The sequence below is a fragment of the Aquimarina besae genome (assembly GCF_042434905.1).
GTDB lineage: Bacteria > Bacteroidota > Bacteroidia > Flavobacteriales > Flavobacteriaceae > Aquimarina.
The window spans coordinates 1521673-1535235 of the sequence record NZ_CP170199.1; the positions used below are offsets into that span (position 1 = coordinate 1521673).

Consider the following 13563-nt stretch of genomic DNA (forward strand, 5'->3'; position numbering starts at 1 on the left):
TGAATAATGTTATACGTTTGTAATGGGAAAACAAAAAAGGGGAGATGAGAGGTATTTTTTGAAAAAGTGATGAAATGTTTTTTAAGAATATGCATAATCACCGTTGTGTGATATGGATTCTAGGCTGATTGGGGAGTTAGTCTTTTTTGGGGTAGCATTTTGGAGGGGTCCAAAATGTTTAGAAAAATGTTTTATGCACTATCGAAATAATATTTCGAAAAATGATGAAAAAAAACCGCTTCAATTGAAGCGGTTTTTGATTTTTATCAGAATAAATAATATCCTGTTAAAAGGCTATTAACCTAAAGATACTCTTTCAAACGAAGTTACTTTAACATCACCATATGATTCAACATACGTAGCCACATTTATTTTTTCATCTTTGATGAAGTTTTGATCCAGAAGACATTGTTCCTGGTCAAGGGTAGTGTTGTCAGAAATAAATCTTTCCATTTTTCCTGGAAGAATTCTATCCCATATTTGTTCTGGCTTACCTTCTGCTTTTAGTTCTGCTTTTGCATCTTCTTCTGCTTTTGCTAAAACTTCAGGAGTAAGTTGAGACATAGATATGTATTGAGGGACATTTTTAAGTGTTTTACCTAAACGACCCAATTCTTCATTATCTTTTTCGATGACAGCAATTCTAGCTTCAGTTTCTGAAGCTACATAAGCAGGATCAAAATCTTTATAAGAAAGTGTTGTAGCTCCCATAGAAGCAATCTGCATAGCCAAATCTTTTGCTAACACATCAGCCTTATCTACTTTGGCAGAAAGTCCAACTAGGGCGGCAATTTTGTTTATATGAACGTAAGAACCAACATAAGGAGCTTCTAATCTAGCAAATGCGTTGATTTCTAATTTTTCACCAATAACACCAGTTTGCTCAACTAATTTTTCTGCAACGCTCATGCCCCCAAAGTCTGAAGCTAAAAATTCTTCTTTAGAAGAATAATTTAGTGCTGACTCCGCTAATTCATTTGCTAGCGCAACAAAACTTTCATTTTTACCAACGAAATCTGTTTCACAACCTAGAACTATAGCAACGCCAACAGTATTGTCTGCATTAATTTTTGCAATAGCAGCTCCTTCAGAAGAATCACGGTCTGCTCTTTTAGCAGCGACCTTTTGTCCTTTTTTACGTAATACATCTATTGCTTTGTCGAAATCTCCTTCAGCTTCAACTAATGCTTTTTTGCAGTCCATCATTCCTGCTCCTGTAGCTTTTCTTAATTTATTAACTTCTGCGGCGGTTATCTTAACCATATCTTTAAATATTTAATGTGTTTGTGTAAAAAAATAAGTCGTTTAGTTATGATTACTACGAAAGTAAAGAACTAAACGACTCATTAATTTTATATTAAAGTTGAGCTGTAATGCTTAGACTTTAACTTTATAATTTTTAATGATTGAAAGCAATCAATGAATGTTTATTCTTCTTCTTGCTTAGCAGCTTCAGTAACCGCTGGTGCTTCCTCTGTTTTTGCTGGAGCTTCTGCAACTGGTGGTGCAGCTGCTTTTTCAGCTTTGGCTGGAGCTTCTGCTTTAGGTGTTTCTTTTGAAGCTTTTCTTTCGCTTAATCCTTCGATAATAGCATCACTTACATAAGTCATTACTTTGTCAATAGATTTAGAAGCATCATCGTTTGCAGGGATTACATACTGTACCTGACGTGGGTCAGAATTCGTATCAACCATTGCAAAAATTGGAATGTTTAATTTTTGAGCTTCTTTTACTGCAATGTGTTCTCGAGTAATATCTACTACAAATAATGCACCAGGTAGACGAGTCATATCAGATATAGAGCCTAGGTTCTTTTCTAATTTAGCTCTTAAACGATCTACTTGTAAACGCTCTTTCTTAGATAAAGTGTTGAAAGTGCCATCTTTCTTCATTCTATCGATAGAAGCCATTTTTTTAACTGCTTTACGAATAGTAACAAAGTTGGTAAGCATACCACCAGGCCATCTTTCTGTGATGTATGGTTGGTTAGCTTTTGCTGCTTTCTCAGCAACGATTTCTTTCGCTTGTTTTTTGGTAGCAACGAAAAGGATTTTTCTACCAGATGCCGCGATTTTCTTTAAAGCTTCACTAGCCTCATTAATCTTTGCAGCTGTTTTATATAGATTGATGATGTGAATTCCATTACGCTCCATATAAATATATGGTGCCATATTAGGATCCCATCTTCTCGTCAGGTGACCAAAATGTACACCTGCATCAAGTAAGTCTTTTACTTCGATATTGTTTGCCATTTTTGTAATAGTTTACGTTCTGTTGAATTAGCAATACCCAAGTGGCTATCATTTTGATACGGCCTTGAGTATTTAGATGCTAAACTAACTCCCTTACGGGGATAACAACAAATACTGTTTTAATAAATTAACGTTTAGAGAACTGGAATTTCTTACGAGCTTTCTTCTGTCCGAATTTTTTACGCTCTACCATTCTTGGGTCTCTGGTCAATAAACCTTCTGGTTTAAGGATTGCTCTGTTTTCTTGGTCTAACTCACACATTGCTCTGGATATTGCCAGTCGAACAGCTTCAGCCTGTCCTGTGATACCACCACCATATACATTTACATTTACATCAAACTTACCCTCATTGTCTGTTAGAGAAAAAGGTTGGTTCACTTTGTATTGTAATGTAGCAGTAGGAAAATAGTCGTTAAGATCTTTTTTGTTGATCGTAACTTTTCCGGAACCTTCTTTAAGGTAAACTCGAGCTACAGCCGTTTTTCTTCGGCCAATTTTGTGAATAACTTCCATTACTTAAATTCGTTTAAGTTAATAGTTTTTGGCTGCTGAGCATCTTGGTTGTGATTGGCTCCGGCATATACCTTTAAATTGCGGAATAATTCTGCTCCTAATTTGTTTTTAGGTAACATTCCTTTAACCGCTTTTTCGATTAAACGCTCTGGGTTTTTGTCAAATAACTCCTGAGCAGTAAGACTTCTTTGCCCTCCAGGGTAACCAGTATGACGGATATATGATTTATCTGTCCACTTTTTTCCTGTTAAGTTGATTTTTTCGGCATTTGTAATAATTACATTGTCACCGCAATCAACGTGTGGGGTAAAGTTAGGCTTATGCTTTCCTCTCAATAGTATTGCTACTACAGAAGATAGACGTCCTAAAGTCTGTCCTTCAGCATCTATATGTACCCATTCCTTAGAAACGGTTGCCTTATTGGCAGATACTGTCTTGTAACTTAATGTGTCCACACTAACTAATTTTACTAATTAAACATTCCTTTCCTATATAAAATAGGGGTGCAAATGTACAATTATATATTTAGATAGCAAATAGGTATGGATATTATTTTATAACTATGATCCATTGGTTTTCAGATACATCAATCTTCTAATGAAATTTTTAGCGTTGTGCTAAACAAAAATTGCTTTTCGTGTTAATATTTTATTAAATAAGAAAGATAACTGTGACAAAGATTCATAATTTATGTCCTCTATTAAACATCAATCAACAAAACTAATCAACATGAAAAGCATTATCCAGGTAATGGGGGTAACCCTTTTTACTTTATTTATGAATGCACAGGACTCTACTAGTGTAAAAAAGAGGGTCTATACAACCAAACCTCTCAATGGATTAGAAGCACCAACAATTAATGGGATTATTGAAGAACCAAGCTGGGATTTGGTAGCTTGGTCTGGAGACTTCATAGAGAATCAACCCGATGAAAATACTCCACCCAGTGAACAAACAAAATTTAAAATCTTATACGATCAGAAATATTTATATATCGCTTATCGATGTTACGATAGTGAGCCTGATAAAATAGAAAAACGCCTGTCAAGAAGAGATGGTTTTGCAGGAGATTGGGTAGAAGTTAACCTGGATAGTTATCACGACAAGCGAACTGGTTTTTCATTTACCATTACCGCAGCAGGTGTAAAAGGAGATGAATTTATTTCTGATAACGGTAATAATTGGGATGGTAGTTGGAATCCTATCTGGTACACGGCTACCAACATTGATGATAAGGGCTGGACTGCTGAAGTTAAAATTCCTTTAAGTCAATTAAAGTTTGGAAAAAGTAAAGAGCAGGTTTGGGGGCTTCAGTTAACTAGGCGGTTTTTTAGAAAAGAAGAGAGATCTGTATGGCAAAGAATTCCACAGGATGCTCCTGGATGGGTGAGTGAGTTTGGAGAATTAAGAGGATTAATTGATATTGAACCACAGAAACAACTAGAGGTTCAGCCTTTTGGTGTGGTGCAATATGATACTTTTCCTGAAGAAGATGGAAACCCGTTTAGAGATGGAGACAATTTTAAATTGAACGGTGGTCTTGATGCGAAAATTGGAATAACCAATGATCTTACCATGGATTTGACTGTCAATCCCGACTTTGGTCAGGTAGAAGCAGATCCTGCAGCTATTGCCTTAGATGGCTTTCAAATTTTCTTTAGAGAACAACGTCCTTTCTTCGTTGAAAACAAAAATATTTTTGATTATCGTTTTGCTAACGGCCAGGATAATGTTTTTTATTCTAGGAGAATTGGTAGAAGTCCACAAGGTTCTGTGGGTTCGAGTCCTATCAATACAGAGTTTATTGATCGACCGACTAATACGACGATTTTGGGTGCGGCAAAATTTAGTGGTAAAACCAAAGACGGTTGGTCAATTGGAGTGCTGGAAAGTATAACTGAAAGAGAAATCGCGAAGATCGAAGATGCCGATGGGAATAGAAGGGAGACCATAGTGGAACCATTAACGAATTATTTTGTGGGAAGAGTGCAGAAGGATTTTAATGATCGTAATAGCTATATAGGAGGTATTTTTACAGCCACAAATCGAAATCTGGGTGATATATTGAATATAGATTATGATAATCCTGATACAGATGAGACTTCAGAACTGGTTGGGCTGAGAGAAAATAATTTAAACTTTTTAAGGAAATCGGCCTATACTGGTGGATTGGATTTTAGACATAACTGGAAAGATAGAAAATATTTTATTGAAGGAAACATTGTAACAAGTCACGTAGAAGGATCTAAAGAAGCTATTACAGCAACACAGAATGAGTTAACGCACCTATTTCAGAGGGTAGATGCAGATCATGTAGAAGTAGATCCAAATAGAACATCCCTTACCGGAACAGGAGGAAAACTAATAGGAGGTAAATCTGGTGGGGGAAACTGGAGATATACTGCAGGCGTGTTCTGGAGATCTCCAGAATTAGAATTGAATGACGTTGGATTCTTAAGGCAAGCTGATGATATCAGGCAATTTGCGAATGTTCGTTATCTTTTTTTAAAACCTACAAAATTTTATAGAAGAGCTAATGTAAATTTTGAGCAATCGTCTGCTTTTGATTTTGAAGGGAATTATAACAGAATCCAATATGAGTTTAATGGCTATATTAATTACCAGAATAACTGGTGGACAGAAGTGGGAGCTGCTCATAAGCCTAGGATTTATACAAACACTATCTTAAGAGGAGGTCCAAGATGGCGTTTTTCTGAAGAGAATTTTGCTTTTCTATTTTTTGGCTCGGATAGTAGAAAGAAGTTTAATTTCACGATGGGATATGTGAATTCTGGTGCTCGACAAAATAATTTTACGTTTCATCGATACGTGTTACGCATGCGATATCAACCATTTGATGCATTTAGTATGTCTATAGATCCGGAGTTTGAGAAAAACCCCAACAAGACTCAATATGTAACCGAGACAGATTTTGACGGAACACCTCGTTATATTACTGCAAGGATAGATCAACAGACCTTAAGCGCAAGTATTCGCTTAAATTATAATATAAATCCTAATCTAACTATTCAATATTATGGACAGCCCTTTATTTCCAGAGGCACCTACACAGATTTTAATTATGTGAATAATCCTATTGCGTCTGATTTAAACGAAAGAGTAACTTTGTATGATAATAATCAGATTTCATTTGCTGATGATGTATATTCTATAGATGAAAATAGAGATGGAACAGTGGATTACACCATTAGTAATCCTGATTTTGCATTTGTACAGTTTCGCTCTAATCTGGTAGTAAGATGGGAGTACATTCCTGGTTCAGAAATTTTCTTGGTCTGGTCCCAAGGTGTTACCGGATTTGGAGATCCGAGGGATCATTTATTCAGGAGTTTAGACAATCAGATTTTAGGACAGCAACCAGAAAACACATTTTTAATTAAGGCGACCTATAGATTTGTATTATAAATTATAAAAAGGGACTTAGATTTTTTACATAAAAGTTTTTTACATGTATTTTGCAGCGGTTTATAGTGTTGATGTATGAAAAACTTTCTAGGACTTTTTATTTCGTTTTTAATCATTGGTTGTACTACTTCTAAAACTAATGAAAAGGAAGTAATAGTTGTGCAAGAACCTGCGGTTTCAAAAACAGATTCTTTATCCTTCTTTCTGGATCATTATGAGAAATTTTTTGCTACAAATTTTAATATCTCAGAATGTCCTGGAGCAGCTATAGTGATTGTTAAAGATTCTACTGTTATCTATAAAAAAGGTTTTGGAGTAAAAGAAATTCATACCACAGATTCCGTAGATGTAAACACAGTGTTTAGAATCGCCAGCTTATCCAAAGGAGTAACCTCAGTTCTTGCCGGAAATCTGGTTGATAATAGGGAGCTGACGTGGGATCAGGGAGTAAAAGAGTCTGTTAGTAATTTTGATTTAAAAGACAAAGCACAAGCAAGAAGGCTAAAAGTAAATCATCTTTTATCTCACACTGCCGGCTTATATAAATACTCAAATTCCAAGCTTATCCACAGGGGGTTGTCTTTAAATAGTATTATTTCCAATTTTAAAAGAAATGGAGTTGTTGCCAGAGAAGGAACCGACTATGAATATCAAAATGCTGTTTTTTCGGTGGTTGAGAAGATGATGGAAAATGCTACCGGAAAATCTTTTGATACCCTGCTTAAGGAAAGATTGTTTGTGCCGGCTGGAATGAAAAATGCCTCCAGTACGTATGAAGATATTAAGAACAATTCTAATGTTGCTTTACCTCATAAATGGAATCATTATTCAAAGAAGTATTATCTTACTGATCTGCATAAAAACTATTACAATGTAGCGGCTGCCGGTGGAATTAATGCTTCAATTTCGGATATGGCAGAGTATTTAAAGGTGTTATTAGGGTATCGACCAGATATTATTTCGCAAGAGAGTCTAACAGAGATTTTTAATCCAATGATCTGTACAAGCCAAAAGGATACGTACGTGAATTTGTGGGATGGTGTTACGGATTCATACTATGCCAAGGGTTGGAGAGTGTTGGATTATAGAAACAGAACCATCATTTACCACGGCGGAAATGTAAATGAATACAAAACACAGTTAATGGTTGATCCAGAAAATAAGATCGGTATATGTGTGTTGTTTAATGGCCCTAACCCTTTTAATGGACCTGTTATTCCTACGTTTTTGAACTATTATGATTTTTTTACTGCAACTAAAGAAAGGTAAGTACAAATATTATTTATTTCATAGAGGTGTAGAGTAATTTTGTATACACTAATATTTCACAACAAACCGTTAGTAATTAAAACTCAAATTATGAAACACAATTTTTTTCTTTTTTTAATCTCATTTGCATTAGTTTTTACTTCTTGTAGTAATGATGATGATGGAGGTGATGTTAGCCCGGATACTGTTTCGCTCGTTGGTACTTGGGAGCTTACTTCTGCATCCGGAGCTTTACCTTTAGATCTTGATATGAACGGATCAGCTTCTTCTAACTTACTAGATGAGCTACCCTGTTTTGAAGATATGATCGTAGTAAATGATGATAACACTTATGATCAGACTGCAAGTGAGCTTGATGTAAATGTAGAACTAGGAGTGCCACCTGTAGTAACAGCAAGCTGCACTGGTATGACTCTTACAGAAACAGGAACTTGGAGCCTAGAAGGTGATCAACTAACATTTGAGGCTAACGGAATGGATCCTAGAACAGTAACAATTACCTTAACTGAGACTAGTTTGTCTTTTACAGATGTGGTAGAAGACTTGGGCGAAGTTGCATTGATTTTTACAAGACAATAGTTCTCAGGAATAGATGTAATATTAAAAAAAGCTTCTTGTAAAGAAGCTTTTTTTATAAATTCTACATTTTTAAAAATTATTATGTATCCTTACTTTTAATCATCGCTTCATTACGTTTTTTCTGAGCTAACAAGTTCTTTTGATAGCGTCCTTGTACAATGTCTACAATTACTAAGACTATGATAACAAAATAAAAGGTTGTTTTGCTCATTGGCGTAATGGCATTATCAAATAAATGTAAATGTGCTAAATGACCACCCTCAGATAATAACATAATTCCTACGATGAACAATATGAAAAGTCCTAACACTTCATACATTCTATTTTTCTGAAGGAAATTAGACACCTTATCAGCCAAAACGATCATTAAAATACCTCCCACAATGATAGCGATAGACATTAAAATTAATTGAGGAACATATTCCATATGACTGGTCAATGCCATAGCACTTAAAATAGAATCAAAAGAAAATACCAGGTTCATGATCACGATCCAAAAAATGATCTTGTTGGTAGATCCTTTGTGGACATCTTTATGAGTTTCCTCATGTTCATTAAGTAACATCATATGCCAGATTTCCTTTATAGCTGTATAAATTATAAATACACCACCTGCTAGCACGATAATACTGTGGACATTAAATTCGAATTCAATGATACTATTATTATGTAAACTTAAAAAAGGATCTTGAAAAAATTGAATCAATGACATGAGAACAAAAAGTAGCACAATACGAAGTATAATCGCAAGTCCTACACCCATTTTTCGAACAAAACTTTGTTTGTCTGAAGGTGCTTTTTTGGATTCTAAAGAAATGTATAAAAGATTGTCAAAACCTAATACTGCTTGTAGTAAAACCAGCATACATAGGGTAAATAAACTATCGAGTGTAAATAGTTGTTCCATAAAAATAAATAATGATTGGTTTGTTAATTTAATATATCAGTATGTAATAATTGAAAGTAGTTACAGTTTTAATGAGCTTCTAGCCAATTATCACCTAATCCTAAATCAACATCTAGTGGCACAGCAAGTTGATAAGCATTTTCCATTTCTGTTTTTATAAGGGACTGCATATTCTGTAATTCAGGTTTGTAAACGTCAAAAACCAATTCATCATGTACCTGGAGTAGCATTTTGGTTTTGTAATTACCTTCTTTTAGTTTCTTATGAATATTAATCATGGCGATTTTTATAATATCGGCTGCACTACCCTGAATTGGAGCGTTTACAGCATTTCGTTCTGCAGCTCCTCTTACAACGGCATTTGCAGAGTTGATATCTTTTAAATAACGGCGTCTTCCCAACACTGTTTGTACATAACCATTCTCTCTTGCAAAATCTACCTGTTCACTCATATAATTGCGAAGTTTGGGGTAGGTTTTGTAATATGTGTCAATCAATTCTTTAGCCTCACCTCGGGAAAGGTCTGTTTGATTACTTAGTCCAAAGGCAGAAACCCCATAGATAATTCCAAAGTTAACAGTCTTGGCATTACTACGTTGTTCTCTTGTCACTTCTTCAATTGCTACATTGAATACTTTTGAAGCGGTAGAAGCGTGAATGTCTTCTCCATTTTTAAAAGCGTTGATCATAGTTTCTTCTTCACTCAGTGCTGCAATGATTCGTAATTCTATCTGAGAATAATCTGCTGCTAGCAAAGTATATTCGTTATTTCTGGGTACAAATGCTTTTCTCACTTGCCTGCCTCGCTCTGTTCGGATAGGTATATTCTGTAAATTAGGATTGTTAGAGCTCAATCGACCGGTAGCGGCTACAGTTTGCATATAATCTGTATGAACATGTCCTGTAACCTCATTTACCTGATTTGGTAATGCATCTACATAGGTGCTTTTTAGTTTGGTTAATCCGCGATAATCTAATATGTTTTGAATGATTTCGTGATCCTTAGCCAGGTAAGAAAGCACATCTTCTGCCGTAGAGTATTGTCCTGTTTTGGTTTTTTTTGGTTTGTCTACCAATTTCATCTTCTCAAACAGAATAATTCCTAGCTGTTTCGGTGATGCAATATTGAATTCTTCTCCAGCTTCCTCATAGATTTTAGATTCTAACGTTTTGATATCATTATCTAATTCTTCAGAAAGGGATTCCAGAAATTCTTTGTCTAAATTGATTCCTTCGATTTCCATGTCGGCAAGCACCCTTAGTAAAGGAATTTCAATGTTTTCAAATAAAGATAGGATATTGGCCTCATTAAGCTCTGGAGTAAAATGTTCCTTTAATTGATATGTGATATCAGCATCTTCTACAGCATATTCTGTTTGCTGATCCTGAGGAACCTGTCTAAACGATAGCTGGTTTTTTCCTTTTTTCCCTATCAATTCTGTAATAGAAACAGGTGTATAGTTCAGATATGTTTCAGAAAGTACATCCATATTATGTCTCATATCAGGATTGATAAGATAATGAGCTAGCATGGTATCGAAAAGTTTTCCTTTTACTTCAAGGCTGTATTTGGCTAATACTTTTATGTCGTATTTTAAGTTTTGACCAATTTTGGTAATATCTTCATTTTCAAAAAATGGTCTCAGCTGTTCAATAAGTTCCTGCGCTTCATTTCGATCCTCAGGAAACGGAATGTAAAATCCTTTTCCTGCTTCCCAAGAAAAAGCAATACCAACTAATTCTGCAGTAAGAGCATCTAGGCCAGTTGTTTCTGTATCAAAGCAAACATTCTCTTGTTTTAGAAGGTTCTGAAGAAATAATTTCATTGCCATTCCTGGCTGGACACACTGATAAAAATGTTCTGTATTTGAAATGCTTTTTCTGCCTGAAAAAGAGTCTGTTCCTCCAGAGGATTCTTGTTGATCACCAAATAATGAAAATTGTCCTGCACCAGCTTGTTCAGCATGTTTTTTTGAAGTTGAGGTCGTATTAGAAGTTGACGCAGAACTATCTGAAGGGAAGAATATTTTATTAAATTGATCTGTTAATCTTCTAAATTCTAATTCTGAAAAAATTTCCTCTACTTTTTTAGCATCCGGAGTTGAGATTTCATAGTCTTTAGCATCAAAAGTTACATCACAATCCAGTAGAATAGTTGCCAATTTTTTAGAAAGAAGCCCCAATTCTTTATTCGCTTCTACTTTCTCCTTCATTTTGCCTTTCAGTTGATCGATATTTTCAAAGAGTCCTTCCATAGATCCATATGCGGCTATAAACTTTTTTGCAGTTTTATCTCCAACACCCGGCAATCCGGGAATATTATCAACAGCATCTCCCATCATTCCCAAATAATCAATTACCTGCTCCGGACGCTCTACTTCGAACTTTTTTTGTACTTCTGGAATGCCCCAAATTTCAATACCGTTCCCCATTCGTGCAGGGCGATACATAAAGATGTTTTCAGACACCAATTGAGCGTAATCTTTATCCGGGGTTACCATATAGGTTTGATATCCTTCTTTTTCAGCTTGTTTTGCTATGGTTCCGATTAGATCATCAGCCTCTACACCAGCTTTCTCAATTATGGGGATATGCATCGCTTTTAATATTTGCTGAATAATAGGAACGGCAATTTTGATAGCTTCTGGAGTTTCATCTCTGTTGGCTTTATATTCTGGAAATATTTCTACTCGATCTTTACTGCCTTCTTTATCAAAAGCAACCGCAAGATGATCCGGATTTTCTCTTTTTATTACATCAAATAGAGAATTCATAAAACCCATTATTGCAGAGGTGTCTTGACCTTTAGAATTGATTCTTGGATTTTTTATTAGAGCATAATAGCCTCGAAAAATTAGCGCATAGGCATCCAGGAGGAAAAGACGTTTTTGTGACATGATATATGTTTAGTTTTTATAAATGCAATATAAAAAGAAGATTAATGAAAATGGATTGAAAATTTACTAAATAAGAAATGCCGTCAATGAATGACGGCATTTCGCCCCAAAATAAAATTGATAACAATGTTATCAATTGCTATAAATACGATAGTAATATTTTCTAAATATTGTAGATTTTTTTTGTAAATCCCCATAATTAAATGGTACGACGAAGGTACGAATAAAAAATTTACATATGAAAGAAAATTCTAAGATTTATAGTGTTATACCAATAGGAGATTATTTAATTAGTCAATTTTCTTTTGATTCGTTCCTAATTCGTTAATTTTTACTTAAATATAGGCGGGATTGATAAAAGGTAGGATAGTTTTGTTTGTTCAATAAATTTCACAGGTTTTATGCGCTGGATCATTCCCGTAATATTATATGTACTCATCGAAATATATGCCTATCAGGTAGTAAGGACTGTAACAAAAAATCAGTGGTTCCAGATAATGTATTTGATACTTTCATTGTGCATTATAGGGTATGTGATCTATGTTTTTGCCAATTATGACAGAAGCGTAGGCCCTACAAAATACTCTCTCAGAGCTAGCGGTTTATTGTTGGTGACTCTAGTACCTAAGTTGATTTTAGTGTTGTTCATGTTTGGAGAAGATATTATCAGATTATGTATTGCAGGATATACCTATTTGACAAATACATTTTTTGATGGAAGTGCTACTCAATATTTACCTGATAGAAGGAAGTTTGTCAGTCAAATCGCATTGGGAGTTGCTGCGATACCTTTTGCGGGATTGGTTCATGGGATATTCAGGGGGAAATATAACTTTAAAGTAATTAATCACGTTCTTTATTTTGATGATTTACCTCGTGCATTTGATGGATTTAGATTGACTCAAATTTCTGATATACATTCGGGTAGTTTTGACGAAGTTGCCAAAATTGAATATGCTGTGGATCTAATCAACCAACAACAAACAGATTTGTTGGTTTTTACCGGGGATATTGTCAATACTATGGCAAGTGAGATGGATGATTGGATAGATACTTTTAAAGGATTGAAAAAGCCATCTTACGGAAAGTATTCTATTTTGGGTAATCATGATTATGGTGAATATGTAACTTGGGACACAGAAGAAGAAAAAGCTGCTAATTTCGAGGCCATAAAGGAGGTACACGCCAAAATTGATTTTAGATTATTACTTAATGAAAATGCTTTTGTAGAGAAAGACGGTGAGCGTATTGCGATTGTTGGAGTTGAAAATTGGGGGCATAATTTTAAAAAAGCCGGAGATCTAGCCAAGGCTTCAGAGGGTGTTTCTAAAGATGATTTTAAGATTCTATTAAGCCATGATCCTTCCCATTGGGAATACGAGGTGAAAAAACATGATGATCACTATCATCTTACGCTAAGCGGTCATACGCACGGATTTCAGTTTGGTATAGAAATCCCAGGTTTTTTGAAATGGAGTCCGGTTCAATATGTGTACAAACAATGGGCTGGTATGTATGATGAAATGGGACGTTATCTCAATGTAAATAGAGGTTTTGGCTTTCATGCCTTTCCTGGTAGAGTTGGGATATGGCCTGAAATAACCGTTATAGAGTTGAGAAAAGGTTCCAAGCCCACTTAATTCATAGAAAATGTTATATTTACAATTATATTGAAGCTTTATTCGTTAGTATACTAACGTAAGAAAATAAAATTTTTAA

10 protein-coding genes are annotated in these 13563 nt (G+C 35.0%); 4 read left to right on the top strand and 6 right to left on the bottom strand.

Annotated features, from left to right (window positions below; translation table 11 throughout):
• Window positions 1-297: 297 nt before the first annotated feature.
• From tsf to rplM, 4 genes are all read right to left on the bottom strand, one after another.
• Entirely contained in the window at window positions 298-1263 is a 966-nt protein-coding gene (gene tsf / locus ACE94K_RS06535) for a translation elongation factor Ts (RefSeq protein WP_378181674.1), read from the bottom strand.
• A 164-nt stretch (window positions 1264-1427) separates the two neighbouring features.
• Window positions 1428-2252 (bottom strand): 30S ribosomal protein S2, encoded by an 825-nt coding sequence (rpsB, locus tag ACE94K_RS06540; RefSeq protein WP_378181677.1) that lies wholly within the window; start codon window positions 2250-2252, stop codon window positions 1428-1430.
• Window positions 2253-2379: 127 nt separating this feature from the next.
• A complete protein-coding gene (gene rpsI / locus ACE94K_RS06545) occupies window positions 2380-2766 on the bottom strand; it encodes a 30S ribosomal protein S9 (protein WP_378181679.1) in 387 nt (128 codons plus the stop codon).
• Window positions 2766-3221 carry a 50S ribosomal protein L13 gene (rplM, locus tag ACE94K_RS06550; protein ID WP_378181682.1) on the bottom strand — a complete coding sequence of 152 codons (456 nt, stop codon included), beginning with the start codon at window positions 3219-3221 and terminating at the stop codon, window positions 2766-2768. The genes rpsI and rplM overlap by 1 nt, the downstream gene beginning before the upstream one ends.
• 274 nt (window positions 3222-3495) lie before the next feature.
• Here rplM and ACE94K_RS06555 point away from each other — a divergent pair, with 274 nt between their 5' ends.
• The 3 genes from ACE94K_RS06555 to ACE94K_RS06565 all read left to right on the top strand — a co-directional run bounded on the left by ACE94K_RS06555 (window position 3496) and on the right by ACE94K_RS06565 (window position 8040).
• Window positions 3496-6192 carry a DUF5916 domain-containing protein gene (locus ACE94K_RS06555; RefSeq protein ID WP_378181685.1) on the top strand — a complete coding sequence of 899 codons (2697 nt, stop codon included), beginning with the start codon at window positions 3496-3498 and terminating at the stop codon, window positions 6190-6192.
• Window positions 6193-6267: 75 nt separating this feature from the next.
• Window positions 6268-7461: a serine hydrolase domain-containing protein gene (locus ACE94K_RS06560; protein WP_378181688.1), complete on the top strand. Its 1194-nt coding sequence runs from the start codon at window positions 6268-6270 to the stop codon at window positions 7459-7461.
• Between the two features lie 90 nt (window positions 7462-7551).
• Window positions 7552-8040: a lipocalin family protein gene (locus ACE94K_RS06565; protein WP_378181691.1), complete on the top strand. Its 489-nt coding sequence runs from the start codon at window positions 7552-7554 to the stop codon at window positions 8038-8040.
• Window positions 8041-8119: 79 nt separating this feature from the next.
• Here the strand turns inward: ACE94K_RS06565 and ACE94K_RS06570 are convergent, their stop codons facing one another.
• Complete coding sequence (locus ACE94K_RS06570) at window positions 8120-8947, bottom strand: TerC family protein (protein ID WP_378181694.1); 828 nt, start codon at window positions 8945-8947, stop codon at window positions 8120-8122.
• Between the two features lie 68 nt (window positions 8948-9015).
• Window positions 9016-11847 carry a DNA polymerase I gene (polA, locus tag ACE94K_RS06575; protein ID WP_378184239.1) on the bottom strand — a complete coding sequence of 944 codons (2832 nt, stop codon included), beginning with the start codon at window positions 11845-11847 and terminating at the stop codon, window positions 9016-9018.
• A gap of 398 nt (window positions 11848-12245) precedes the next feature.
• On the opposite strand from polA, the gene ACE94K_RS06580 reads away from it, so the two are divergent.
• A complete protein-coding gene (locus tag ACE94K_RS06580; RefSeq protein ID WP_378181697.1) occupies window positions 12246-13484 on the top strand; it encodes a metallophosphoesterase in 1239 nt (412 codons plus the stop codon).
• Window positions 13485-13563: the final 79 nt, after the last annotated feature.

What these genes read in the sequence shown, in the direction of transcription:
- ACE94K_RS06560 (WP_378181688.1), top strand. Translation starts at nt 6,268, where the DNA reads ATGAAAAACTTTCTAGGACTTTTTATTTCGTTTTTAATCATTGGTTGT.
- ACE94K_RS06555 (WP_378181685.1), top strand. Translation starts at nt 3,496, where the DNA reads ATGAAAAGCATTATCCAGGTAATGGGGGTAACCCTTTTTACTTTATTT.
- rpsB (WP_378181677.1), bottom strand. Translation starts at nt 2,252, where the DNA reads ATGGCAAACAATATCGAAGTAAAAGACTTACTTGATGCAGGTGTACAT.
- tsf (WP_378181674.1), bottom strand. Translation starts at nt 1,263, where the DNA reads ATGGTTAAGATAACCGCCGCAGAAGTTAATAAATTAAGAAAAGCTACA.
- ACE94K_RS06580 (WP_378181697.1), top strand. Translation starts at nt 12,246, where the DNA reads ATGCGCTGGATCATTCCCGTAATATTATATGTACTCATCGAAATATAT.
- rpsI (WP_378181679.1), bottom strand. Translation starts at nt 2,766, where the DNA reads ATGGAAGTTATTCACAAAATTGGCCGAAGAAAAACGGCTGTAGCTCGA.
- ACE94K_RS06570 (WP_378181694.1), bottom strand. Translation starts at nt 8,947, where the DNA reads ATGGAACAACTATTTACACTCGATAGTTTATTTACCCTATGTATGCTG.
- ACE94K_RS06565 (WP_378181691.1), top strand. Translation starts at nt 7,552, where the DNA reads ATGAAACACAATTTTTTTCTTTTTTTAATCTCATTTGCATTAGTTTTT.